Origin of the sequence: Aeromonas sp. 96A (assembly GCF_051919165.1) — a bacterium.
In the GTDB taxonomy this organism is placed as follows: Bacteria; Pseudomonadota; Gammaproteobacteria; order Enterobacterales; family Aeromonadaceae; genus Aeromonas; species Aeromonas veronii.
The window spans coordinates 726606-752461 of sequence record NZ_JBQBFE010000001.1 but is presented as its reverse complement, the minus strand read 5'-3'; the positions used below and the strand labels follow the sequence as shown (position 1 = coordinate 752461).

At 59.2% G+C, this 25856-nt stretch carries 18 protein-coding genes and 2 pseudogenes; 14 read left to right on the top strand and 6 right to left on the bottom strand.

What is annotated here, in order from left to right; translation table 11 throughout:
- Positions 1 to 90: 90 nt before the first annotated feature.
- Positions 91 to 1479, bottom strand: coding sequence for a DEAD/DEAH box helicase (locus ACTG2W_RS03430; protein ID WP_106843274.1), 1389 nt, complete (start codon positions 1477 to 1479; stop codon positions 91 to 93).
- A 182-nt stretch (positions 1480 to 1661) separates the two neighbouring features.
- The gene (locus ACTG2W_RS03425; protein WP_021230570.1) at positions 1662 to 2138 is read right to left on the bottom strand and encodes a glutathione peroxidase; all 477 of its coding nucleotides are present in this window, start codon (positions 2136 to 2138) and stop codon (positions 1662 to 1664) included.
- A 350-nt stretch (positions 2139 to 2488) separates the two neighbouring features.
- Between ACTG2W_RS03425 and ACTG2W_RS03420 the strand changes: the two genes are divergently transcribed.
- A complete protein-coding gene (locus ACTG2W_RS03420) occupies positions 2489 to 3097 on the top strand; it encodes a 2OG-Fe(II) oxygenase (protein ID WP_021230571.1) in 609 nt (202 codons plus the stop codon).
- Between the two features lie 204 nt (positions 3098 to 3301).
- A complete protein-coding gene (locus ACTG2W_RS03415; protein ID WP_106843275.1) occupies positions 3302 to 4291 on the top strand; it encodes a D-alanine--D-alanine ligase in 990 nt (329 codons plus the stop codon).
- 169 nt (positions 4292 to 4460) lie between these two features.
- Here ACTG2W_RS03415 and mngB read toward each other — a convergent pair whose 3' ends face one another.
- Both mngB and mngA read right to left on the bottom strand, forming a co-directional pair.
- Complete coding sequence (mngB, locus tag ACTG2W_RS03410; RefSeq protein ID WP_440016049.1) at positions 4461 to 7115, bottom strand: mannosylglycerate hydrolase; 2655 nt, start codon at positions 7113 to 7115, stop codon at positions 4461 to 4463.
- 86 nt (positions 7116 to 7201) lie between these two features.
- Positions 7202 to 9148, bottom strand: a complete 1947-nt coding sequence (gene mngA / locus ACTG2W_RS03405) for a PTS 2-O-a-mannosyl-D-glycerate transporter subunit IIABC (RefSeq protein WP_106843277.1) — start codon at positions 9146 to 9148, stop codon at positions 7202 to 7204.
- A 247-nt stretch (positions 9149 to 9395) separates the two neighbouring features.
- Between mngA and ACTG2W_RS03400 the strand changes: the two genes are divergently transcribed.
- Positions 9396 to 10115, top strand: coding sequence for a GntR family transcriptional regulator (locus ACTG2W_RS03400; protein WP_106843278.1), 720 nt, complete (start codon positions 9396 to 9398; stop codon positions 10113 to 10115).
- Positions 10116 to 10243: 128 nt separating this feature from the next.
- Here ACTG2W_RS03400 and xseA read toward each other — a convergent pair whose 3' ends face one another.
- A complete protein-coding gene (gene xseA, locus ACTG2W_RS03395) occupies positions 10244 to 11623 on the bottom strand; it encodes an exodeoxyribonuclease VII large subunit (protein ID WP_106843279.1) in 1380 nt (459 codons plus the stop codon).
- Between the two features lie 289 nt (positions 11624 to 11912).
- Here xseA and ACTG2W_RS03390 point away from each other — a divergent pair.
- The 5 genes and pseudogenes from ACTG2W_RS03390 to ACTG2W_RS03370 all read left to right on the top strand — a co-directional run.
- A pseudogene (locus ACTG2W_RS03390) lies at positions 11913 to 12464 on the top strand (cytochrome b).
- Positions 12465 to 12907: 443 nt separating this feature from the next.
- The gene (guaB, locus tag ACTG2W_RS03385; protein ID WP_005360033.1) at positions 12908 to 14371 is read left to right on the top strand and encodes an IMP dehydrogenase; all 1464 of its coding nucleotides are present in this window, start codon (positions 12908 to 12910) and stop codon (positions 14369 to 14371) included.
- 84 nt (positions 14372 to 14455) lie between these two features.
- Positions 14456 to 16045, top strand: a complete 1590-nt coding sequence (guaA, locus tag ACTG2W_RS03380) for a glutamine-hydrolyzing GMP synthase (RefSeq protein WP_043851047.1) — start codon at positions 14456 to 14458, stop codon at positions 16043 to 16045.
- 379 nt (positions 16046 to 16424) lie between these two features.
- The gene (locus tag ACTG2W_RS03375; RefSeq protein WP_040099652.1) at positions 16425 to 16697 is read left to right on the top strand and encodes a hypothetical protein; all 273 of its coding nucleotides are present in this window, start codon (positions 16425 to 16427) and stop codon (positions 16695 to 16697) included.
- Positions 16698 to 17077: 380 nt separating this feature from the next.
- A pseudogene (locus ACTG2W_RS03370) lies at positions 17078 to 17257 on the top strand (IS5/IS1182 family transposase); the annotation flags it as partial.
- Positions 17258 to 17458: 201 nt separating this feature from the next.
- Here the strand turns inward: ACTG2W_RS03370 and ACTG2W_RS03365 are convergent.
- Entirely contained in the window at positions 17459 to 18511 is a 1053-nt protein-coding gene (locus tag ACTG2W_RS03365; RefSeq protein WP_440016538.1) for a diguanylate cyclase domain-containing protein, read from the bottom strand.
- 1232 nt (positions 18512 to 19743) lie between these two features.
- Here ACTG2W_RS03365 and hybO point away from each other — a divergent pair.
- From hybO to hybE, 6 genes are read left to right on the top strand one after another with little or no spacing between them, the layout of a single operon-like run.
- The gene (gene hybO, locus ACTG2W_RS03360; RefSeq protein ID WP_005345182.1) at positions 19744 to 20877 is read left to right on the top strand and encodes a hydrogenase 2 small subunit; all 1134 of its coding nucleotides are present in this window, start codon (positions 19744 to 19746) and stop codon (positions 20875 to 20877) included.
- A gap of 2 nt (positions 20878 to 20879) precedes the next feature.
- Positions 20880 to 21926, top strand: a complete 1047-nt coding sequence (gene hybA / locus ACTG2W_RS03355) for a hydrogenase 2 operon protein HybA (RefSeq protein WP_115522337.1) — start codon at positions 20880 to 20882, stop codon at positions 21924 to 21926.
- Positions 21919 to 23106 (top strand): Ni/Fe-hydrogenase cytochrome b subunit, encoded by a 1188-nt coding sequence (hybB, locus tag ACTG2W_RS03350; RefSeq protein WP_021230238.1) that lies wholly within the window; start codon positions 21919 to 21921, stop codon positions 23104 to 23106. The genes hybA and hybB overlap by 8 nt, the downstream gene beginning before the upstream one ends.
- The gene (gene hybC, locus ACTG2W_RS03345; protein WP_106843283.1) at positions 23103 to 24806 is read left to right on the top strand and encodes a hydrogenase 2 large subunit; all 1704 of its coding nucleotides are present in this window, start codon (positions 23103 to 23105) and stop codon (positions 24804 to 24806) included. The genes hybB and hybC overlap by 4 nt, the downstream gene beginning before the upstream one ends.
- Positions 24806 to 25336 carry a HyaD/HybD family hydrogenase maturation endopeptidase gene (locus tag ACTG2W_RS03340; protein ID WP_440016048.1) on the top strand — a complete coding sequence of 177 codons (531 nt, stop codon included), beginning with the start codon at positions 24806 to 24808 and terminating at the stop codon, positions 25334 to 25336. The genes hybC and ACTG2W_RS03340 overlap by 1 nt, the downstream gene beginning before the upstream one ends.
- Positions 25318 to 25833 carry a hydrogenase-2 assembly chaperone gene (gene hybE / locus ACTG2W_RS03335; RefSeq protein WP_106843285.1) on the top strand — a complete coding sequence of 172 codons (516 nt, stop codon included), beginning with the start codon at positions 25318 to 25320 and terminating at the stop codon, positions 25831 to 25833. The genes ACTG2W_RS03340 and hybE overlap by 19 nt, the downstream gene beginning before the upstream one ends.
- The last annotated feature ends 23 nt before the right edge of the window (positions 25834 to 25856 follow it).

Sequence of the window (25856 nt, the reverse complement as noted above, 5' to 3'; positions counted from 1 at the left end):
GGAGCACTTGCATGGCTCCGAGCGATCCATAACGAAAGAGGGAGCCTTGCAGGCTCCCTCTTTTGGCTTGGCAGTTAGCGTCGCGCGAGCTTACTCGTCGCTGCTCTCCTGATAACTGTCGCGCATCGCCTTGGGCAGGCGGCGCATCGGAGTAAAGCCGATATCCTCGCCCACCACTTCCCGCTTGCGGGCCGGGGCGGGTTTCTTGGCTGCATCACCCTTGGCTTTGCCCTTGCCCGCGGCCGGCTTGCCCTTGGCATTGCTGCTCTTGGCGTTGGCATGACCGCGAGACCGAGGCGGGTTCTGCACCGGCTTGCTGCCCGGCAGAGTCTGGCGACTCGGCTTGCCGCTTGGCTCATATCCTTCCAGGATCTCCACGGTCAGGGATTGGCCGATCAGGGCTTCGATAGCCTTGAGCTGACCCAGCTCGTCCTGGCTGACCAGTGAGATGGCCTCACCGCCACGACCGGCGCGGCCGGTACGGCCGATACGGTGGATGTAATCTTCCGCCATCTGGGGCAGTTCAAAGTTGATCACGTAGGGCAGTTGATCGATGTCCAGACCGCGGGCGGCGATATCGGTCGCTACCAGCACCCGCACCTCGCCACTGCGAAAATCGGCCAGCGCCCGGTTGCGGGCACCCTGGCTCTTGTCACCGTGGATCGCCACGGTATTGAGGCCATCTTTTTGCATCTGCTGGGCGAGGCGGTCGGCGATCTGCTTGGTGCGAACAAACACCAGCACCCGCTGCCAGTTGCCACGGCCAATCATGTGGGAGAGCAGCTCGCGGCGGCGTTCCCGATCCACCTGAATGATGCGCTGGGTCACCTGCTCGGCGGCCGTATTGCTGGGGTCCACCTCGATCAGGGTGGGGTCGTTCAGCAGGTCATCCGCCAGCGCCTTGATGTCGTTTGAGAAGGTGGCAGAGAAGAGCAGGGTTTGCCGCTCTGCAGGCAGCGCCTTCATGATGCGGCGAATGTCGACGATAAAGCCCATGTCGAGCATGCGATCCGCTTCATCCAGCACCAGCACTTCCAGCTGGCTCAGGGTCAGGGCGCCCTGGGTCAGCAGATCCAGCAGACGGCCCGGGGTGGCGACCAGAATGTCCACCCCCAGCTTGATGGCGTCCAGATTGGGCTTGATGCTGACACCGCCATAGGCGATCAGAGTCTTGAACGGCAGGTGGTGGGCATACTTGATGATGCTCTCGCCCACCTGTGCCGCCAGTTCGCGGGTCGGGGTCAGTACCAGTGCACGCACCTGACGACGGCCACGGCCGTGGTTGGCCAGCAGACGCTGCAACATCGGCAGGGTGAAACCGGCCGTTTTGCCTGTGCCTGTCTGAGCGCCGCCGAGCACATCCTGACCGGCCAGAATGGCCGGAATCGCTTGCTGCTGGATGGGGGTTGGCTGTTCGTAACCCAGCTCCTTGACGGCCCGCAGAATATGCGGAGACAGACCCAGTTCGTTGAATGACATGTTCGAGAGAAACTCCTGAGATGAGCCTTTGGCTCAACGGGCAGCCAGCGTATTGGGGCCAGCCACAATATGGAAAAGATAGTGGGGCCGTAATATAGCAAAAGAGCGGCCGCTGCGCAGTAGCTGTCGCACCGGCCGCCATACAATCGCTCAATGCAGTGGCACAAAACGGCTCGGGAGGGTCAGAGCATCTCGCGGATCTGCTCGGCCAGACTCTCCGGTTTGGCCTGGGGGGCGAAACGCTCTACCACATTGCCATCGCGGTCGATCAGGAACTTGGTGAAGTTCCATTTGACGTTTTCCAGCCCAAGAAAGCCCGGTTTCTGTTGCTTGAGCCACTGGTAGAAGGGGTGGGCATGCTCACCGTTGACATCGCTCTTGGCCATGATGGGGAAGGTGACCGGATAGTCGAGGGAGCAGAAGCGAGCGATCTCGTCCGCATCCCCCGGCTCCTGCTGACCGAACTGGTTGCAGGGGAAGCCCAAAATCACCAGCCCCTTGGGGCCGAGTTCCCGATAGAGCGTTTCCAGCCCTTCATATTGGGGAGTAAAGCCGCAGCGACTGGCCACATTGACCACCAGCACCACCTTGCCCGCCAGTTGAGTCAGCGGGTAGGGGGTACCATCCAGTCGTTGCAAAGTGAGATCGGGCAGAGGCATGAGAAGATCCTTTCGTGGGTGATGCGCGGGTTGTGCCGTGAGTAGTTCGGTCGGTGACAGAGACAAGCGCCGGATGAACAGCAACATGGCGATGCGGATACGGTATCGGCTGGCTCTTGGCACCGCAAGGAGGCCGCGGCGCCTCCTCGTCCCGATTGCAAGAGCCATCACAGTTTCTACAGCCAATACGCTTTTTGGCAGGGCAGGATCACAACTGGCGACAAAAATGCGGGGAGGCGGGCAGCAACTCGCGTATTGATGTTGGGACTTCTCAAGAGAAGCAAACCGGTTTGTGACTTTGCCGGTAAGTCGCTACAAAGCGCCCTCTTTCCACTCATTGTGAGCCAATCTTGGACTATCAAGCTGCCATGGATGCCATTTACACCCGGGGATGGGTGATAGTGGATGATTTTTTGACCGCCGCCGAGGTGGATGCCCTCAAAGCCTGTTTGCCAAGCGAATGGCAACCGGCCGGGATCGGCCGTGACGCCCTGCACCAGGGCAATCCCGATATTCGCCGTGACCAGATCCACTGGCTGGAGCCCTCCCTCGGTGCGCCGGTGGCTGACTACCTCGCCCGGATGGAGTCCCTGCGTCTTGCCGCCAACCGGATGCTGATGCTGGGATTGTTCGACTACGAGGCCCACTTCGCCCGCTATCGCAGCGGGGATTTTTACGCCACCCACCGGGATGCCTTTGCCGGTCGCTCCAACCGCCGTCTTACCACCGTGTTTTACCTCAACAACGACTGGCTGCCCGAAGCGGGTGGAGTGCTGCGCATGTATGACGACCAGGAGCAGTTTCTGATGGATGTCAGCCCCAAGGGGGGCCGGCTGGTCATGTTTCTCTCCGAGGAGTTTCCCCACGAGGTGCTGCCTGCCAATCGCGAGCGCTACAGTATTGCCGGCTGGTTTCGGGTCAATGGCAACGGCATGGGAAGGGTCGATCCCCCGCGCTGAGGGGCAATGTGTCCCGATTTTGACACAGGGGAGACTTTTCACTGCAAGAAGTGGGGTCATGGGTCTCCCATCAGCTGACAAGGGTTGATCTCCCTTGCTACACTGGCGCGCACTTATGTTCGTATCTGGCTTCGTCCGGTTTTTATGGTGGTTGGCTTATCAAATGGTCATGACGAGGCCGCTTTTCCCAAGGGATCACATCTAATGAAGAACATGCATGTCTTGCTGCTGTGCGGCGGCGGTGGCTCAGAGCACGAGGTTTCTCTGCGCAGCGCCAATTTCCTCGAGCAACAACTGGGCCTTCTGCCCGGTGTCGAAGTGACCCGCGTCGAGATGTTCGCCGATCGCTGGCTCAGTGCCGATGGCCGTGAGTGCAAGCTGGGGCTCGACAAGCTGCTTTCGTTTGACAGCGTGGCCCGTCCGGTGGATTACGTGGTGCCCTGCATCCACGGCTACCCGGGTGAGACCGGCGATCTGCAATCCTTCCTCGAACTGGCCGGATTGCCTTATCTCGGTTGCGATGCCGAGGCGAGCAAGATCTGCTTCAACAAGATCAGCACCAAGCTGTGGCTCTCCGCCATTGGCATTCCCAACACCCCGTACCTGTTCCTGACCGAGCAAAATGACGCTGCGCTGGACGAAGCGAAGGCCGCGCTGGCCAAGTGGGGCAAGGTCTTTATCAAGGCCGCTTCCCAGGGCTCTTCCGTTGGCTGCTACTCCGCCAGCAACGAAGCTGATCTGGTAAAGGGCATTGCCGATGCCTTCGGTTACTCCGAGCAGGTACTGATTGAGAAAGCGGTCAAGCCGCGCGAGCTGGAAGTAGCGGTTTACCAGTATGGTGACGAGCTGGTGGCGACTTATCCGGGCGAGATCTGCGTGCCGCAGGACAAGTTCTACACCTATGAAGAGAAGTACAGCAGCGCCAGCCATACCGAGACTGCACTGCGTGCCGAGGGGCTGACCCAGGCGCAGGCCGATGCGATCCACGAGTATGCCCTCAAGGCGTTCCGTCAGCTGAAACTGACTCACCTCTCGCGCATCGACTTCTTCCTGACCGAGGAGGGGGAGATCCTGCTGAATGAAATCAACACCTTCCCAGGCATGACCTCCATCTCCATGTTCCCGAAACTGCTGGAGCATCACGGTCACCGCTTCGCCGACTACCTTGAGCAGATCCTGCGCAAGGCCAGCTAAGTGCGCTCTCCCGCTCGCGGGATGAAGCAGAACCCAATAAAAATCCCCGCCAACTGGCAGGGATTTTTTTATGTCTTTATCAAGCGGGGCAGGCCAGCTTGAAGGGATAAACAGGCGGGGAGGGGATGACTCTTCCCCGCCTGTTGCTACCTGTGGGTGTTACCGGCGGTTAGCCGCGAGCCACCCGAAAGCGCACGCTGCGGGAGTGGCACGGCGCCAGCTCGCCAAACTCGCCAGCGGCCAGTTCAAGGGGCTGGGGCTGTTCGTCCATCCGCACCGCTTGCCAGTCGCTCAGGGCGTGTTCGCTGCTCATTTTGCCACCCTCCAGTACCGCCTGCTCGCTCGGGTTGTAGACCCGGATCACCAGCGCCTCTTCATCTTCGGCTTTCTTTAGGGCGCTCAGCACCGGACCGGAGGGATCCATGGTGAGCAGACTGAAGTGGAGCGGGGTGGCGAAGCTCGCCTTGTTGAGCTTCATGGCATCGAACGGGATCTTGTTGTAGCAGTGTACCGGAGTGAGGTAGCTGCGCGCCGCCTGCATTACGTTGGCGCTGATGTGATCGCCAGCAAACGCCAGCAGGCTGAAACGGCAGCTGAGCTTGCCACGCACCTGGGAGTCAGGGGTGGGCAGCTTGATGCCGGAGGGGCGACCCGGGCGCAGCAGCAGCTCCTCTTTACCGAGCACGCCGACCCCGCGCAGCAGGGTGAGTGCCAGGGTGTCACACTGCTCGCCAATCACTTCAAACTCGCGCAGACCGTCGCTCAGCACCGCCAGCCCCTGCTTGCCATCTTGCAGGGCGACGAAGTTCATCAGCTGCCAGACCGGAATGGGGGCCTCTTTCCACCCTTCTGCCTCCCAGTTCGCCATGGCGCTGTCGCGGGTGGGGCGAGTGATGCAGCCAAACTGGTTGTCAGAGACCACGGTGTCGCTCGGGAAGGGGGTGGGGATCAGCACTCGCACCCGGTGGTCATCGGCCTGATTGTCGAGCTCCAGCTCGATGTCGATGCGCGGACTCTGATGTGCAAGCGTGATGCGGCAGGTGCCATCAAGGTGACCGCTGCACTGACGGTTGGCTCGCTCGGCGAGGTTGGCAGGCAATGCCATACGCAGTTTGAGCGTGGCGATGCTCTGCCATGCCTGATGGGTAACCTCGCGGGTCACTGCAAACTCGGTGGAGTAGCGCAGCCATTCGTCCCGCGACGGCGAGTAGTCATACTCGTCGCCATCATCGGAGCCCTCTTCCAGCGTGAGCACCTGATCGAAGGTGGTGCCGCGAAGCTTGTCCAGGATCTGCAAAGTGCCGTTGTCATTGAGGGCGATGCGGTAAAAATCGTTCTCCAGCAGCTCGCCGCTGGCCATCACCGGCTGCTCCAGTCCCGGCTGATTGCCCTCGATATGCAGAGTGCAGTAGCCCATAGCCGGCAGCGGATGGCAGAGTTGGATGTCGTACTCCATAAAGGGGTCGTAGTTGCCGTAGTGCACGATCTGTCTTTCTACCAAACCAGGATCAATCTCGCGCTTGGCGCGGATGAAGTAGGGAACCGGCTGGCCCGCCTCATCGCTCAGGGCAAAGGATTGGGCGCGAATGCGGATGCTGGTATTGATCACCTCCTGACGGGGGAAGGGCATCAGGTTGAACAGGCAGAGCTTGTCGGCCACCTGCACGCCGTCTTCACAGAGCGCCACCGGCATGTTGTCGACAATCTTGCGCATGTAGAAGCGGATCAGGTTCTCGGCCATGTCGTCGGCCAGAATGAAGCGGGTCATCACCTCCTGATGCACCTTGTCGCTACAGCAGCAGCCGATGCTGTCATGGGCGTGGTTCTTCATGATCTCCTTCCACATCTTCTCCAATAGCCCGTGGTGGTACTCGAAGCCGAGTGCCCAGGCGATGCTCGCCAGCGGCTCGAGGATGTTGACGATCTTGTTCTCGATGGCGGCGTGGGCCAGCTTGATGTCCATCCGGGTGGAGGAGATGGTGCGGTGTACCCGCATGTATTTGCCGTCGTTGAACTCCCCCTTGAGGGTGGCAAGCTGGTCGCGGCACGCCTCGATGCGCTCGAAGACCTGCTCGAAGCGGCTCATGTGGAATTCACGCTGGGGGTAGATCTCCCGCAGCTTGTCGATAATGGCGAAGATGTTCTGTTGCAGCGGCATCTGGTCGTGGCCGTTGGGCAGCAGGATATCCTTGGTCACCGAGGCCTTCTCCAGCACCTCGAAGTAGGATTCGAGCCGCTTGCGCAGGCCCGCTTCATCTTCCGGCAGGTACTTGCCGATGGCGTAGCCGAGCGGCAGGACCTGGGCGGTCACCTCGCTGCCATCGTTGCTCTGCCAGAGGAACTCGGTCTTGTCGGTGCCGTGACGCTCGGAGCAGCCGCGCCAGAACATGGCCCGATCGATCCCGAAGCCGTTGAAGATGTGGGGTAGCTGGGAGGACATGCCGAATGAATCGGGCAGGTAACCGATCTTCATCGGCTCGCCAAGGCTAAGGCAGTCGCGCATCCCGTAGAGCAGGTTGCGCAGGATGGACTCGCCGCTCACCTGCATGGTGTCGGTCTGGGTGTACCAGGGGCCGATGATGAGTTTGCCCGCTTCCACCAGCGCCTTCACCCGGGCCTTGTTCTCGGGCTGGATGGCGAAGTAATCCTCCAGCACCGCGGTCTGGCCGTCCAGCACATAGAACTTGTAGTCAGGGTCGGATTCAAGACGTGCCAGGATCTCCGCCATGTTGTTGACCAGCAGGATGCGGGACTCCTCGGTGGTGAAGTACCACTCCCGATCCCAGTGCATGTGCGGCGTGATGTGAACTCGTGAAACTGTCATGACAATGATCCTTTGCTGACGCACGGCGGCCCTTGCCTGCCGTGCGGAAAAATAGTCTGTTGAAAAAACGGTGGTGAAGATGAGCCTTACTCTGCGGCGACCACCTGATAGGTGCCGCGCTGCATGGCGTGACGGCGCCAGCCGATCAGCACCACAGTGGAGATAAGGGTGCCCACCAGCGCCGCACCGAGCCAGACGGCGGCAGCCGTCAGGGCGCCATGGCCACCATCGTGGAGCAGGAATAGGGAGAAGATGCCGGCCCCCGGGGTGGAGAGACCAATCCCCATGGCTCCTACCATGGCGCCGGTGACCACCGAGCCTGCGAGGAAGGAGCCGATCACCCGGATCGGATCTTCGATGGCCATCGGAATGGCGCCCTCGGTGATCCCCGCCAGCCCCAGCAGCCAGGTCGATTTGCCGGTCTCGATCTCGAAGGTCTGGAACAGGCGTGGCGCCAGCAGGGTGGAGAAGGTGACGGTAAAGGCCGAGACCATCTTGACCGCGCCGAAGATGGCGTAAGGGCCGTAGACCCCGTTGGCCATGGCGCCGAGGCAGAAGGCGTAGGCCGCCTTGTTGACCGGGCCACCCAAGTCAAACGAACACATAAAGCCGAGCAGGGCACCCAGCACCAGCGCATTGGTGCCGGAGAGGCCGTTGAGCCACTCGGTAAGGCTGTTGTTGAGCCAAGCTACCGGCTGGCCGATGACAAACAGCATCAGGCTGCCCGCCACCAGGGTGCCGATCACCGGATAGAGATAAAAGGTGAGAAAGCCGTTGAAGTTGGGGCTAAGGCGCACATGCTGCTTGACCCAGCGCATCAGGTAACCGGCGATCAGGCCGCCGACCACGCCGCCGAGAAAACCGGAGCCAATCATGTTGGCGGCCAGCCCCGCCGCAAATCCCGGGCCCAGCGCCGGTTTGTCCGCCAGCGAATAGGCGGTATAGGCCGCCAGCACCGGTACCATCAGAGTGCCCAGCATGCCACCGCCCAGCTTGCGGTACATCCAGAGCCAGGAGTTCTCGGTATCAAACAGATGTTGCAGGCCGAAGATCTGGGCCAGCAGCACAGAGACGGCGAGCACGGTACCGCCCGCCACGATCAGCGGCACGGCAAAGGAGATACCGCTCAGCAGCGCCTGCTTGAGCTCGGTCTTGAGGCTCACCTTCTTGCCGGTCTGCGCGTCGCTCTGGCTGGGGTTGGGCGTCGGGGCGGTGCGCCCGGCCTTGGCCGCTTCCAGCGCATCATTGAGGATCCGCTCGGCATGGCGGATGGGCTCGGCCACCGGCGTCTCGATCCGGGGGATGCCAGCAAAACGCTCCTGCTCCTTGATGGCCACCTCGGCGGCGAAGATGCAGGCCACCGCAGCATCGAGCGCCTCTTGCGGCAGGCGATCCTCGATGCCGTTGGCACCCTGCTTTTCGACCAGTACCCGAATGCCCAGCTTGCGCCCCGCCTTTTCCAGATACTCGGCAGCCATATAGGTGTGGGCGATCCCCGCCGGGCAGGCGGTGACACAGACCACAGTGGGTTTATTTGTATTTAAGTTGTCTTCTTTTTCTGGTTGCTTGTCGCCATCCCCTTCACCATCAAGCAGCGCCATCAGCTGCTCGGCACTCTGGGCCGCCAGCACCGCCTCGCGGGTATCGTCATCCACCAGGGCAGTGGTGAGGGTGGTGAGCAGCTGCATATGGGTGGAGCCCGCCTGATCGGTCGGGATCGCCAGCATGAAGATCAGGTTGACCGGCTCGGGGCCGTCGATCCCCTCCCAGCCCAGCTCCTCGCTCAAGGTCGCGACGGCAAAGGCCGCTTCACGCACCGCATCACACTTGCCGTGGGGCACTGCCAGCCCTTCGCCAAGGGCGGTGGGGCCCTGCGCCTCGCGGGCCATGACCGCGGCCAGAAAGGCGGCCTTGTCGTGCAGCTTGCCGGCCTGATCGAGCCGATCAGCCAGGGCATGAATGGCCGCATCCCGATCGGCAAACCGGGTTTGCAACGTGATGAGATAGGGGCCGGTAAGACTGGTCAGATTCATGATGATCCTCTGTCAGGTTGGCTTGCCAGCAAGCCGTCATGGTGAAAGTGACAGCGATGCTAACAAACCGGCCGACTGATTTTTGTGAGTGGTATCATACAATTCATTATTTGTATTGTTTTTGTATTGTTTGGTCAAGGTGATTTGTTAGGTCAAATGGGGCCGAGCCGTTTTGTCTGCCAGGCAACTGGGGTAGAATGGCGCCTCTTCCATTTATCATGGCGCAGAGCCGACGAGGTGGCCTTTCGTGTCGAAAAAACCCATGTATCGCCAGATAGCCGACACCATTCAGCAGTGGATTGCGCAAGGGGAGCTGGCCCCCGGCGATGCCTTGCCCACCGAAGCCGAGCTGCGCGAGCAGTTCGGGGTGAGCCGGGTGACGGTGCGCCAGGCCCTCAAGCAGCTGACCGAACTCAATGTCATCGAGAGCATTCAGGGCAGCGGCAGCTATGTGCGGCAGGAGAAGGTGAACTACGACATCTATCAGCTCACCAGCCTCTATGAGAAGGTGACCGATCCGGCGGCCGAGACCCACAGTGACATTCTCGCCTTCGAGGTGATCAAGGCGAGCAGCGAGCTGGCCGAGCGGCTCAATCTGCTGGAAGGGGCGCTGGTCTACTACGTCAAGCGGGTGCGCTTTATTCGCCAGATCGCGGTAACGCTGGAGGAGACCTGGATGCCGATCGCCCTCTTCCCCGACCTCAGCTATGCGGTGATGCAGGGCTCGAAGTACCACTACATCGAAGAGGTCAAGCAGCTGGTGATCGACCGCAGCGAGCAGGAGATCATTCCGGTGCTCCCCTCGGCGCAGGTAGTGGAGGCGCTCGGTATCGATCCCGCCAAGCCCATTATCGAGAAGGTCTCCCGTGGCTTCTTGCAAGATGGCACAGTGTTCGAGTTCAGTCGCAACTTCTTCAAGAGCGATGATTACAAGTTCACCCTGGTCGCCCGCCGCGCCAAGGGGTGAGCAGGCGCCTGCACCCGAGATAAAAAAGGCCACCACCGTATTTGCGGTGGTGGCCTTTTTGTTTGGTTGATTAACGGGCCAACAGCCGGGCTGGGTAGCATGCTGGTTGGTGGTTTGGCGCAGTGGATCTACTGCGCTGAATCTTTGATAACTCCCTCGACCCGTACCTGCAGGCTCCCTTGTGCCAGGGTGGTGATGAGCTGATCGCCACTGTTGACCTGATCGGCGCGGCTGATAACTTCACCACGCGCGGTTCGGGTGATGGAGTAGCCGCGCCCCAGGGTGGCGAGCGGGCTTACCCCGTCGAGGCGGGTGGTGAGCATGGCGAGGCGGTGACTGGCAAGGTCTTGCCGCTTGGCAATCAGGGCATAGAGTCGCTCTTCGGCCAGCTGGTGGCGGCGCTTGCCAGCTGCCAAGAGGCGCTCCGGGCTCTTGCCCTGCAGGCGCAGTTCAAGGTTGGCGAGGCGCCGCTCACCCTGATGCAGCCGCTGGCGCAATAGCTGCTGCAAACGGGTGGAGAGTTCGTCGAGGCGCTGGGACTGCTGTTCCAGCCGCCGCTTCGGATCCTGATGGTCGAGCCGCTTTTGCAGCAGGATGAAATCGTGGCGGGCGGCGGTCTGCTGGCGGCTCATCGCCTGCAGCAGTCGCTGCTTGAGGTGAACGAGACGCTGGGCGCGGGCTTGATTGTCTGGCGCCACCAGCTCGGCGGCGGCCGACGGGGTAGGGGCGCGCAAGTCGGCGGCAAAGTCGCTGATGGTAACGTCCACCTCGTGGCCCACCGCGCTCACCACCGGGATGGCGGAGTGGGCGATGGCGCGCGCCACCGCCTCTTCGTTGAAGCACCAGAGATCTTCGAGGGATCCGCCGCCGCGCCCGACGATCAGCACATCCACCTCGGCGCGCTGGTTCGCTTTGGCGATCGCCGCGACGATCTGGCTGATGGCGGCGCTCCCCTGTACCTGAGTCGGGTAGATAAAGACAGGCAGATCCGGCGCGCGCCGTTTAAGCACCGTCAGCATATCGTGCAGGGCGGCACCGGTGGCGGAGGTGATAAGGCCCACCGCCCGTGGTTCACGGGGCAGCGGCCGCTTGCGGCTTTCGTCAAACAGCCCCTCGGCGCCGAGACGGCGCTTGAGCTCTTCAAAACGCAGCGCCAGCACGCCATCGCCTGCGGGCTGCATCGACTCGATGATCAGCTGGTAGTCGCCGCGCGGCTCATAGAGGGAGACCCGCGCCTGCACCAGCACCTGCATGCCATCCTGCGGGCGGAAGGCCACCCGCCGGTTGTTGCCCTTGAACATGGCGCAGCGCACCTGCGCCGACATGTCCTTGAGGGAGAAGTACCAATGGCCGGAGCTTGGCATCGCCAGATTGGAGAGTTCGCCGGTCAGCCACACCAGCCCCAGATCCTGCTCCAGGATCATGCGTACGGCGCTGTTGAGGCGGGTGACGGTAAAGACCTGCTGCTCGCGGCCATTCGCCGCACTGGATGGGGTAAATCGGTTCAATGGCGTACCTGTGGTCTGCCCCGGCGGGGCCGGGATAAAACGATGGCCGCTATCTTAACCCGAAACAGGGGGAGGGCGCTAAGCAGGAGGCGTCAGCAGCAGAAAAGCAAGATTGGAAACGCTGCCGTTTATCCGGGCAGGCAGTATGGCTCCCGACAAAGCCCTCGCGCTTGCCTGCATCTGACCAAGTTGCGGCTTGCCTCGATGCCGTTGATCTCTCAGGTGCTGCTGATATTCACGGCGCCACCATCTTGACCAGCGTTCACTCGCCCCCTGTTTGGAGTAGCTTATGAATCCCTCAACCCGCTTAAGTTTGACGACCCGTTTGCTGCACTGGTCGGTTGCCTTGCTGATGATTGGCCTGACCCTTGTCGGTTATCTGATGGTGAAATTTGAAATATGGGATCTCTATGCGCAGCATAAATCTCTGGGGGTGATTGCACTTATCTTGATCCTGCCCCGCGCCATTCTCCGCCTTGTTAAAGGGTGGCCTGAGCCTGTGCGTCAATATCCTGTTTACGAGGCATTGGCAGCCAGGGCGATCCACTGGGGTTTGCTGATTTCAACGCTGCTTATTCCGGTGTCCGGTCTCTGTTATTCCGCTGCGGCTGGCCGAGGTGTTTCGATATTTGGCTAGTCTATTATTCCGATGAATTCAGATATCCATGATCCGGCCAATGTAATTCCACTCAGTGAATCCGTTCGGGATATTGCTCACACAGTCCATATTTATTTGCCATATGTCATGCTGGCATTTTTGTTGGTGCACATTGTCGGGGCGCTGAAACATCATCTGCTGGATAAAGATAATACCTTGTTGCGGATGGTGGGGCGAAAATAATAAAGAGAGGCACCCCTTGTTGTGCCGGAAAATATATATTGTCAGTGGGTGAAATTTATTATCCAGACCGAGCAAGGGACATTGAGAAGAGAATGATACCGGTGTGAGTGGTCACCGCGAGGGCAAGAGAGAATACAAGGACACAAAACAAGGGGAGGGGGTCAGAGGCCCCTTGCCCCCTGAGCCCTTGTCGATCATCCCGTTGCATGGGGGTTGCGCTGCGTCGGCACCTACCGGTTTTGCATAAATCACCGGTTAGCCAACTCTTTTGCCCCGAAATGGCGCTTTTCGTACTGATAATCTTGGTTTTTTGGCGTTTTGGCCGCCTAAAAGAGGGCTATGCCATAAAAAATTCAAAAAACTTCTTTACCAGTGACCAATGCGTGAGTAAACTTCGTCGGCAATATTTTACACCCCCACTTCCTCAACGGTGAGATATTGCCATGCTCAGGATTGCCAAAGAAGCGTTAACCTTCGACGATGTACTGTTGGTTCCCGCCCACTCCGAAGTTCTTCCCAATACTGCCGATCTGCGTACCAAGCTGACCTCTGCCATCAGTTTGAACATCCCGATGATCTCCGCTGCCATGGACACAGTGACCGAAGCCCGTCTGGCTATCGCACTGGCCCAGGAAGGCGGTATCGGCTTTATCCACAAGAACATGTCCATCGAGCAGCAGGCTGCCGAAGTGCGCAAGGTCAAGAAGTACGAGAGCGGCGTGGTCACTGACCCCGTCACCGTGCGCCCTGACATGACCATCGCCCAAATCAAGGAGCTGAGCCACAAGAATGGCTTCGCCGGTTACCCCGTGGTGACTGACGGCAATCAGCTGGTCGGTATCATCACCGGCCGTGACGTGCGCTTCGTGATTGACCTCTCCCAGACCGTTGAACAGATCATGACCCAGAAAGATCGTCTGGTCACCGTGCGTGAAGGGGCCCCTCGTGAAGAGGTGGTTGCCCTGATGCAAAAGCACCGTATCGAAAAAGTGCTGGTGGTGAACGCCGACTTCAAACTCAAGGGCATGATCACCGTTAAAGATTTCCAGAAAGCCGAGCGCAAGCCCCACGCTTGTAAAGATGACAAGGGTCGTCTGCGGGTCGGTGCTGCGGTTGGTGCCGGTGCCGGCAACGAAGAGCGCGTCGCCGCGCTGGTGGAAGCCGGTGTTGACGTGCTGCTGATCGACTCCTCCCACGGCCACTCCCAGGGCGTGCTGGATCGCATCAAGGCCACTCGCGATGCCTATCCGGATCTGCAGATCATCGGTGGCAACGTGGCGACCGCCGCGGGCGCCAAAGCGCTGGCTGCTGCCGGTGTCAACGCCGTCAAGGTCGGTATCGGCCCGGGCTCCATCTGTACTACCCGTATCGTGACCGGCGTGGGCGTGCCCCAGATCACTGCCATCTCCGACGCCGTTGACGCGCTGGAAGGCACCGGTATTCCGGTGATTGCCGATGGCGGTATCCGCTTCTCCGGCGACATCGCCAAGGCCATTGCCGCGGGCGCCAGCTGCGTCATGGTAGGTTCCATGTTCGCCGGTACTGAAGAAGCGCCGGGCGAGATCGAGCTCTATCAGGGCCGCTCTTTCAAATCCTACCGTGGTATGGGTTCTCTGGGCGCCATGTCCAAAGGCTCCAGCGACCGCTACTTCCAGACCGACAACGCCGCCGACAAGCTGGTGCCGGAAGGCATCGAAGGGCGCGTGCCGTACAAAGGCCGCCTCAAAGAGATCATCCATCAGCAGATGGGCGGCCTGCGCTCCTCCATGGGCCTGACCGGCAGCGCCACCATCGACGACATGCGCACCAAAGCTGAATTTGTGCGCATCTCCGGAGCCGGGATGAAAGAGTCCCACGTCCACGATGTGACCATTACCAAAGAAGCCCCCAACTATCGGATGGGCTGATAAAACGGGGCCCTGCGCCCCGTTTTTCCACCCTTTTTTTATCCCGTGCCCTTTGTGACAACATCAGCCTGATGCAGGAATAAAATGACTAAAGACATTCACCAGCACCGTATTCTTATCCTCGACTTCGGTTCCCAGTACACCCAGCTGATCGCCCGCCGCGTGCGCGAAATCGGCGTTTACTGCGAACTGTGGGCCTGGGACGTAACCGAAGAGCAGATCCGCGAATTCAATCCGAGCGGCATCATCCTCTCCGGCGGCCCCGAGTCCGTGACCGAAGCGGGCAGCCCGCGCGCCCCCGAGTATGTGTTCAACGCCGGTGTCCCTGTGTTCGGTATCTGCTACGGCATGCAGACCATGGCCGAGCAGCTGGGTGGCAAGGTGCAATCCTCCACCGAGCGTGAATTCGGTTATGCCAAGGTGGAAGTGCTGGGCGAAGCTGGCAAGAGCAGCGCCCTCTTGCGCAACATCGAAGATGCCATCGCCGACAACGGCAATGCCCTGCTGGATGTCTGGATGAGCCACGGTGACAAGGTCACCACCATCCCGGCCGACTTCACCACCATCGCCCGGACCCCGACCTGCCCGCACGCGGCCATGGCCAACGAAGCCAAGCGTTTCTACGGCGTGCAGTTCCACCCAGAAGTGACCCACACCCGTCAGGGTGCCCGCATGCTGGAGCACTTCGTCAAAGATATCTGCGGCTGCGAATGCCTTTGGACGCCGGCCACCATCATCGACGACGCCGTTGCCCGTATCCGCGAGCAGGTGGGTGACGATGAAGTGATCCTCGGCCTCTCCGGCGGTGTCGATTCCTCCGTGGTTGCCATGCTGGTGCACCGCGCCATCGGCGATCGCCTCACCTGCGTCTTCGTGGACAACGGCCTGCTGCGCCTGAACGAAGGCACCCAGGTGATGGAGATGTTTGGCGATCACTTTGGTCTGAACATCATCAAGGTTGAAGCCGAAGAGCGCTTCCTCTCTGCCCTGGCCGGTGTTGACGAGCCGGAAGCCAAGCGCAAGATCATCGGCCGCGTCTTCGTTGAAGTGTTTGATGATGAAGCGAAAAAGCTGAAAAACGCCAAGTGGCTGGCGCAAGGCACCATCTATCCGGACGTTATCGAATCTGCTGCCAGCAAGACCGGCAAGGCCCACGTCATCAAGTCTCACCACAACGTCGGCGGCCTGCCGGAAGAGATGAAGATGGGTCTGGTCGAGCCGCTGCGCGAGCTGTTCAAAGACGAAGTACGCCGCGTTGGCCTCGAGCTGGGTCTGCCTTACGACATGCTCTACCGTCACCCGTTCCCGGGTCCGGGTCTGGGCGTGCGCGTCCTTGGCGAAGTGAAGAAAGAGTACTGCGATATCTTGCGCCGCGCCGATGCCGTCTTTATCGAAGAGCTGCGCAAAGCCGACCTCTACAACCAGGTCAGCCAGGCGTTCGCCGTGTTCCTGCCGGTGCGCTCCGTTGGCGTGATGGGCGATGGCCGCAAATATGACTGGGTGATTGCCCTGCGCGCTGTTGAAACCATCGACTTTATGACCGCCCACTGGGCTCACCTGCCTTACGACTTCCTCGGTCACGTATCGAACCGCATCATCAACGAGATCAACGGTATCTCCCGCGTGGTGTACGACGTCTCCGGCAAGCCGCCCGCAACTATCGAATGGGAATAAGCGGCTCGCGCCCTTCTGCCCTTCGAGCATAAAAATGCAAAAAAGACGCCCTTGAGGCGTCTTTTCTTTTCTCAATCGTTTGCGCCACATATATTCTTTTTCGAGCAGCTTTTTCGCCACCTTGCCCCTGTCATATGTGACAGGGGCATTTTTGCCATGTCGCACTAGGCTCTCTCATGCCAATTGAGCCCGCTGTCAACAGCGGCTCGTGGCTGGGGGGAGGGCTGATCCAGTTGCAGATAGCTGCGTAAATTTGCCCATCGTTATCGCGCCAACCGGCAGTGACGATCCCCCGGTGGAGACCGGAAACCACTTGAATCAACGGGGCGCAGCCCGAACGGCCAAACGAGTCGGGATCATAGAGCACGGAGAGTTTGATATGTCAGAACAAGCAGTGTTGGTGGGTGGATGGACCGCATATCACAAGCTGACCGCCGAGGATCAGGCGGTATTTGATCAGGCGCTGAAAGGATTTGTCGGGGTGCAGTACGTACCCTTTGAAGTCTCCACCCAGGTGGTGGCTGGCACCAACTACCGCTTCAAGTGCAAGAGCACTGTGCCGCTCGCCCAGCCGATCCATGGCGAAGCCGTGGTGCAGATCTTCCAGTCTCTGGATGGCTCGGCCCATATCACCTCCATCACCCCGATCTGATTGCGTTGCGGGGCAAGGCGGGGAGGGGAAATCTCCTAACCGGTTTGCTCCAAATCCTGGAAATAAGAAAGACGCCTTAGGGTAATGCAAGTCAGTTAAGAGAATTTGAGTCCCAACCCGCGGGGTATAAGGGCTAACGAGTGAGGGAGGCATGATGCCTCCCTCTTTTTATTGCATGCCAGTCAGGGCAAGGGTTGGAGCCAAATTGACTCTTTAATCATGGAGCTACTTTTGATATTCAACATCTTGAATATTTAATCATAAAGGTGCTTGACTGACTGGCATTAACGCCTTAGGGCGTCTTTTCTTTTTCCAATTGTTCGTGTGGTAAAGTAGCTTTCCTAAGACAGCAAGTCACATAGAAAAGATAAGTCGATGTTATATCGGGGTATCACCGTCGCTCGCTGGCAGAGACGGCAATGTATCGGTTCAAGCAGTTGCTGGCGGGGAAAATCAGTCTGCGTAACTACAACGGCCAAGTGGGAGAAGTCATGGCATATGTAAGTGCCATAAACAAACGGAATACCCTTGGCCTACCTGTCAGAAAGCCTCGAGTGTAGCGGTCACTTGGGGCTGGGGCAGGTGTGGCTTGATGGTTGATTTGGGAAACAACGCCCAACCGCGTTCAAGGATCATGGTGTACCGCTACGGTATGTTGCGGCGATCTTGGGGCATACCAATGGTGCCATCAGTGAGCGAAAATTCGATCAATGTTATATCCTTGATGGCTTTTTATTACAGGGTAAATAACTACCGGACTATCAATGTCGTGACTCCGCCACTCTGATGCAGTTACGGCCGGATGATTTGGCGGTGTAGAGCGCAGCATCAGCCAGTTTGACCAGTTCAGACGGCTGCCAGTGACTCGATGGTCTGAGGCAGGCGACACCCATGCTAACGGTCACCAGACCGGTGGTATTTTGTGCGTGTGGCTGCGCGAGTGCAAAAATCAGTCGCTGGATATGTTGGGCAATTTCATAGGCGGATTGACGCTCGACATGTGGCAACAGGATGACAAATTCCTCTCCGCCGTAGCGGGCCACCAACTCCCCCGAGCGGCGCCCGGATAGCGCCAGGGTATGGGCCAGCAATCGAAGGCACTCGTCACCGGCAACGTGGCCATAGAGGTCGTTGAACTGCTTGAAATGATCGATGTCGAGCATGATGAGCGCAATCGGCATCTCTGTCTGAATACAGTGCTCCCAGGCCTGGTTCAATGAGTTGTCGAACAGACGACGGTTACCGATATTGGTGAGCCCGTCGGTATTGCTGAGCGCTTCCAGTTTTCGGTTCGCTTCCGCCAGCTCCTTGGTTCTGAGCTCGATAATGAGCTCCAGCTCATGTTGGCGCTCCTCCAGACTGGTCATCGGATAGATTTCGTTCTCGCGAGCCAGACCGTAAGGGATGGAGATGCTGCTGTGAGCAATTTTCCACGCCATGGCTTCATGCCGAAACATCAGCACCAGCCTGGCGGTTCTGCGGGAAAGGATAGGTTCTGATTTCGGTAGATGGATATGGAAGAAGGCGGTGACAGCCACCACGTCAGCGGCCAGATCTTGCAGGCTCACATCGAGTATTTCCAGGTGGATTCTGCCCGGGATCTGGGCAAAATCGCGGCGGGTTATCCGGATCCACTCATCTTTATCGGTAACCAGAACATCACTGCTGCCGGCAAAACCGCTAAAATTGTCGCTAAACCGCGTGGTGAGCCGATCATCCCGTGATGAATACAGCTCGATGTACTCATCAAACAGTGAGCGGATCAACAGTTCCCGTTCAGTGGTCATTGCGCTGGGCCCATGTGAAGTGGTCACGTTTTTCAAACGTTCGATTTAACTATAGTCAATTATGTCATTTTAATTGACTATCTATCTTGATTTTTCTCGTTTTTTTGTTCAATTCCCGCACTTGGCAAGTGTCCGTAGGGCCCGCCAGAAACAAGGTTCCATGGCGTGGTTATCGGGTAGGCATCTCTCTGCAACTGCGGCCGCTGCGGGCTGCATTTCACGAGGTGAGCAGGGCTGTCAACGAGTTCGAGTTTGATAAGGCAAGGTAGTTGCTGGAGCCACTGCTCGGCTGATGATTAACACGCTTATCGTTTGTCATGTTCATCGTCATCCAAACTCATTTTTTGGGGTTGCCATTGAACAAGAATAATTATCATCTATATCGATGGAGATGGATATTTACGCTCTGGTTAATTACGCAGGGTGACGTGAAGGTAAATAGTGTGAAGGTGGGCAGTAACATCTGTAACCGGATGAGCGAATGTATCGCGAGTTAAATATGATCACTATGTTGCAGGCAGCCTTCCACCTTGCATTTTCTCTTACCATTAATTTGAATGCAGATTCACGATGATGCGTAAACATATCCGTGAGTGCGATATTTTACTCACCAGCATCCAAGACAATAAAGAGTGGGGGGAGCGTATTGATATGCATACCTCGGCGGCATCTTTTCATTAACCTGTGTTAAACGGCAGGGAGGCTAAGCGGGGTTGTGTTGTGTGCGCTAGCAGTAGAACGTGTCGCACTGAAGCGCAGGTAAAATGCAAACTGAAACCAAGCGACATGCAGGTAAATCGTGCCGTGCCGTGCCGTGCCGTGCCGTGCTTGCTACCGGTGGCAGCTGGCCGTGAGACCGTTCTGGTGTGGGGAGGCAAGTCAGGAGGTTGTTCCGTGGATGACTGTATGGAATATGCAATGAGATGAGTAAAGATATATTCAATGGATCATTTATTGGTGGGCATCAGTATTGTGAAATGAGCGGTATAGCCAAGATTTCAATCATGTTAATTTGGCTCACAGTGAAAGAGAGGATATGCAGTGATTAATTATTTAATATCCAATTAAGTTCATAAAATTTATGGGGATGCTAAATATCTCTTTGGGGGTAATTAATTTCATTTGTGATGTGGCTCGCTATGAAAATAGGGGTAAGCCGGTCGAAATTGATAGAGATCAATACTGCAGGGTGGGTGAGTCCTTAGCATTTCCGCTATTAAGCATTTATCAAACAAGTGCTCACTACGGGAATAAGAAGAATGGTCGAGGATAATTTTTTATCGGCTCATGGGATTAATCGCCGTGATTTTATGAAATTGTGTGCCGGGATGGCCGCAACCCTGGGATTAAGTCAGCATGCCGTCGCCAAGATGGCCACTGCGCTCACCAGCCCCGAACGGCCGCCGGTGATCTGGATTGGGGCGCAGGAGTGCACCGGTTGTACCGAATCGCTGCTGCGGGCCACCCACCCCACCATCGAGAACCTGATCCTCAACACCATTTCGCTGGAGTACCACGAGGTGCTCTCGGCGGCCTTTGGTCATCAGGCGGAAGAGAACAAGCACAACGCCATCAAGCGCTATAAAGGCAAGTATGTGCTGGTGGTGGATGGCTCCATTCCGCTCAAAGATGGTGGCGTCTACTGCATGGTGGCCGGTGAGCCTATCGTCGACCATATTCGCCGTGCTGCCGCCGACGCGGCTGCGGTGATCGCCATCGGCTCCTGCGCCGCCTGGGGCGGTGTGCCTGCCAGCGGCGGCAACCCGACCGGCGCTGTCAGCCTGGAAGAGGCCCTCGGCAATATCGGCACCCCCATCATCAATATCCCGGGCTGCCCGCCCAATCCCCACAACTTCCTCACCACGGTTGCCTACTACATCACCTACGGCAAGCTGCCGGCGCTGGATAGCAAGAAGCGCCCGCTGTTTGCCTATGAGCGGCTGATCCACGAGAACTGCGAGCGTCGTCCGCACTTCGACGCAGGGCGTTTTGCCAAGGAGTTTGGTGATGAGGGTCACCGTCAGGGTTGGTGTCTCTACCATCTTGGCTGCAAGGGGCCGGAGACCTACGGCAACTGCTCGACTCTGGAGTTCTGCGATGTGGGCGGCGGCATCTGGCCGGTCGGCATCGGTCACCCCTGTTATGGCTGTAACGAGCAGGGGGTCGGTTTTAGCAAGGGGATCTTCCAGCTCGCCAAGGTAGAGAATCCGACTCCGAGGGTGGATAAACCCGATGTGAAGATCCAGGAGGGGGGCTATACCTCGCCCACCGCGACCGGCCTTATCGGTGGCGCCCTCGGGGTGCTGGTAGGGGTGAGTCTGATGACGGTGCGTGAACTCGGTCGCCAGCAGAAACGCCACGAAGCCGGGCAGCACCCATCACGGGAGGAGTAGCCGTGAACAGACGCAACTTCCTCAAATTCGCCTCCGTCGGCGCGCTGGCGGCGGGCACAGCCGTACCCGGCACCGCACTGGCGGCGGCCAAGAACAAGCCGCCCATTCCCGGCGCACTCGGCATGCTCTACGACTCCACCCTCTGCGTTGGCTGTCAGGCCTGTGTGGCGGAGTGTCAGCGCCTCAACGGCAACCCGGCCAATCCAGCCGGGGCGCAAACCTGGTCCAACAACGACAAGCTGACCCCCTACACCAACAACATCATTCAGGTGTGGAAGAGCGGCACTGGCGAGCACAAGGATCAGTTGGTGGATGGCTACGCCTACATCAAGAAGCAGTGCATGCACTGTGTCGATCCCAACTGCGTCTCTGTCTGTCCGGTGCAGGCTCTTAAAAAAGATCCCAAGACCGGCATCGTTCACTACGACCCGAGCGTCTGCACCGGCTGTCGCTACTGCATGGTGGGTTGCCCGTTCGATGTGCCCAAATATGACTATGACAACCCGCTGGGGGCGATCCACAAGTGCGAGCTCTGCAACCAGAAGGGGCTTGAGCGGATCGATCAGGGGAAATTGCCCGGGTGTGTCGAGGTGTGCCCCACCGGCGCCGTCATTTTCGGTACCCGCGAGGAGCTGATGGCCGAGGCCAAGCGCCGCCTGCTGGCGACCCCTGGCAGTGAATATGCCTATCCGCGCCAGACCCTCTCTGCCAACGACCCTTACCTGCACGAAGTGCCCAACTACCAGCCTTACGTCTATGGCGAGAAGGAGGGGGGCGGTACCCAGGTGCTGGTGCTGGCCGGGGTGCCCTATACCAAGCTCGATATGCCCGATCTGCCGGAGCTCTCCTCCGGTGCCCGCTCCGAGCATATCCAGCACACCCTCTACAAGGGGATGGTGCTACCCATGGTGGTGCTGACCGGCCTCTCGGTGCTCATTCGCCGCAACACCAAGAATGGTCACGATCACCATCACGATGATGGCCATGATCAGGGGAGTGCGCAGATCAAGGATCAGGGCACCACAAAGGGAGGCAAGGATCATGAGTAACCACAAGGCGTATCCCCTCGGCGGCAAGCTGGTCAGCTGGCCGGTGCTGGTGCTGGCCCCCTTTGCCGTGCTGTGCGGCATGTTGATTTTAAAACGCCTCGTCTTCGGGCTGGGTTCGGTCACCGATCTGAATGGCGGTTATCCCTGGGGACTCTGGATCTCGTTCGATCTGCTGATCGGCACCGGTTTCGCCTGCGGCGGCTGGGCACTGGCCTGGGCTGTCTATGTGTTCAACCGGGGCGAGTATCATCCGCTGGTGCGGCCGGCTCTTTTGGCGAGCCTGTTTGGCTACTCGTTGGGCGGCCTCTCCATCACCATCGACGTGGGGCGTTACTGGAACCTGCCGTACTTTTACCTGCCCGGTCACTTCAACACCTCCTCGGTGCTGTTCGAGACGGCGGTCTGCATGACCATCTATATCGGGGTGATGGCGCTGGAGTTCGCTCCCGTGCTGCTGGAGAAGTTCGGCTGGAAGGCGTCACTCATTCGCCTCAACAAGATCATGTTCTTCGTGCTGGCGTTGGGGGCTCTGTTGCCCACCATGCACCAATCCTCCATGGGATCCTTGATGATAGTGGCGGGGGAGAAGATCCATCCGCTCTGGCAAAGCTACGAGTTGCTGCCGGTCTTTTCGCTGCTGACCGCCTTCATCATGGGCTTCTCCATCGTGGTATTTGAGGGCTCTCTGGTGCAGGCGGGACTGGCGGGGCGGGGCCCCAATGAGAAGTCGCTCTTCTACAAGCTGACCCAGGTGATCGACATCTTCCTGATCCTGTTTGTGGCGCTGCGCTTTGCCGAGATCGTCATCCACGACAAGTCGGAGTATCTCTCCGAGTTCAATCGCTTCTCCATCATGTTCTGGAGCGAGATTGCGCTGATGATCTTCCCGCTGCTGGTGTTCCACTGGGACAAGAGCCGCCGGGATTCGCGCATGTTGTTCCTGGGGGCCCTCAGCATGCTGCTGGGCGCCGCCCTCTGGCGACTGGATTACTCCCTGCTCGCCTTCAACCCCGGCAATGGCTACCACTACTTCCCCTCTGCGGAGGAGGTGCTGATCTCTCTGGGCTTTGTTGCCATCGAGGTGTGTGCCTATTTGCTGTTGATCCGGCTGCTGCCGGTACTGCCATCACTTGAACGTGTTCACCAAGATTATCAGGCCCGAGGGAAAGCCAACGTATGAGCCAACGTATCACCATAGACCCCATCACCCGCATTGAGGGGCACCTGCGTATCGACTGCGAAATCGAAGGCGGTAAAGTGACCAAAGCCTGGTCGTCCGGCACCATGTGGCGCGGGATGGAGGAGATCGTCAAGGGCAACGACCCGCGCGATGCCTGGATGATAGTGCAGCGCATTTGCGGGGTATGTACCTCCATTCACGCCATCGCCTCGGTGCGGGCTGTGGAGAATGCCATCGGCGCCAAGGTGCCGGTCAACGCCCAGTTTATCCGCAACCTCATCATCGCGGCCCACAACATCCACGATCACATCGTCCACTTCTATCAGCTCTCCGCGCTGGACTGGGTGGACATCACCGCGGCCCTTGAGGCCAATCCGCAAAAAGCGGCGGACATGCTCAAGGGTGTATCAACCTGGTCCCTCAACAGTGCCGATGAACTGACCAAGGTGCAGGACAAGATCCGCGCGCTGGTGGCGAGCGGCCAGCTCGGCATCTTTGCCAACGGTTACTGGGGTCACAAGGAGATGAAGCTGAGCCCGGAGGTAAACCTCATCGCCGTGGCCCACTACCTGCAGGCGCTGGAGTGCCAGCGCGATGCCAACCGCATTGTCGCCATCCTCGGTGGCAAGAGCCCGCACATCCAGAATCTGGCGGTGGGCGGCGTGGCCAACCCCATCAATCTGGATGCACCTAGCGTGCTCAACCTGGAGCGGCTGCTCTATGTGAAGAGCTTTATCGACCGGCTTGGCGAGTTTATCGAGCAGGTCTACAAGGTGGATGCCGCCATCATCGCTGCCCACTACCCCGAGTGGCTGAGTCTGGGGCAGGGGGCCAAGCACTACCTGAGCGTGCCGGAGCTCCCCACCGACGCCAACGGCGGCAGCTTCCTGATGCCGGGAGGCTACATCGAGAATGGCAATCTGGCGGGTTATCGCCCCATCGAGAGCCATCAGGATAGCTGGCTGATGGACGGCATCGCCGAGAGCAACAAGCACGCCTGGTACAAGGATGACGAGCCGCTCAAACCTTGGGAGGGCAAGACCGAGCCGAACTACACCGGCTGGCAGGATGACGGCAAATACTCCTGGGTCAAATCCCCCACCTTCTACGGCAAGGTGGTGGAGGTGGGGCCGCTTGCCGACTTGCTGGTGAAGCTGGCCGCCAAACACCCGGAGACGGTAGCGCACTTCGATCAGCTGAACGGCATCTACAAGGCGCTCACCGGCTCGGCCATCAAGACCGAACAGCTGCACTCCACCATGGGCCGCATCATCGGCCGTGCGGTGCGCTGCTGTGTGCTCAAAGACACCCTGTCCCATCAGTGGAAGGCGCTGGTGGACAACATCGGCAAGGGGGACACCACCGCCTACATCAAGGCCGAGATCCCGGCGGATAAAGAGTTTCGCGGGGTAGGCTTTGAAGAGGCGCCGCGCGGCATGCTCTCCCACTGGATCGTCATCAAGGGCGGCAAGATCGAGAACTATCAGGCGGTGGTGCCGTCGACTTGGAACTCGGGCCCGCGCAACTTCAATGATGAGCCCGGCCCCTACGAGCAATCTCTGGTGGGCACCCCGGTGGCGGACCCCGCCAAACCGCTGGAGGTGGTGCGCACCATCCACTCGTTCGATCCCTGCATGTCCTGCGCGGTGCATGTGGTGGATACCCAGAATGGCGAAACAACTCAGGTGAAGGTGCTGTGATGAACACCTTGATCCTGGGCGTCGGCAACCTGCTGTTGAGCGATGAGGCGGTGGGGGTTCGCATCGTCGAGGCGCTGGGGCGCAACTACCGTTTCGCCCCCGGCATCGAGCTGCTCGACGGCGGTACCGCCGGCATGGCTTTGCTCGAAGCGATGGCCAGTCGCGATCACATCATTCTGGTGGATGCGGTGCGCAGCGGTAATCCGCCGGGCACCGTAGTGACCCTGAAGGATGAGGAGATCCCGACCCTGTTTGGTCGCAAGATCTCCCCGCACCAGCTGGGGCTGGCGGACGTGCTCTCGGCGCTGCACATGACGGGGGAGTCGCCCAAGCGGCTCACTCTGATCGGCATAGAGCCTGAATCCCTCGAACCGCGCATCGGTCTCACCCCTGTGGTGGCGGCGGCCATGAGGGAGGCGACGGATCGGATCTTGACCCTGCTGGTCAGTGTCGGTGCCCCCGCCATCCCGCTCTCTGTGCAGGAGAAAGCTGAACAAGCGCGGGAGGGCCTATGGCGCAGTCCCATTTAAGTGAGGTTGATGCTGTGCAGGAGTTTGCCGGTTTTGCCACCAACCCCGCGCCCTTGCTGGTAGCCCAGTATGAGCGGATCGCTCGCGAAGAGATGCAGGCGTTGCCCTTCTATCACCCGGACATGCCAATCGTTGCGGAGTGCGTGTTGTTTGAAGACCAGTGGCTTGGCTGCGTGCTCACCCCCTGGATGCTGAGCGTGGTGGTGCTGCCGGGGCCGGATCAGCTTTGGCCGGTGCGCAGCAGCAGCGATCGGCTCGCCCTGCAGCTCCCCTGCGGCAACATGACCTTTATGGTGGGTGAACTGCCCGAGACGGGACAGTTGCTGGCCTGCTCCCTGATGTCGCCGCTCGATCCCCATCTCGGTGCTAATCAGGGTAGAACGCTGGTGAGCAGCACCCTCAAGATGCTGCTCTCCTTGCCGGTGCAGCAAGGGGCTGGCGGCGTGGATCTGGGCCGCAGACGGCTATTCGGTGCCCGGCGCGGTCAACCGGCATAGTCGCTAGGTTTCACGCGAAATCA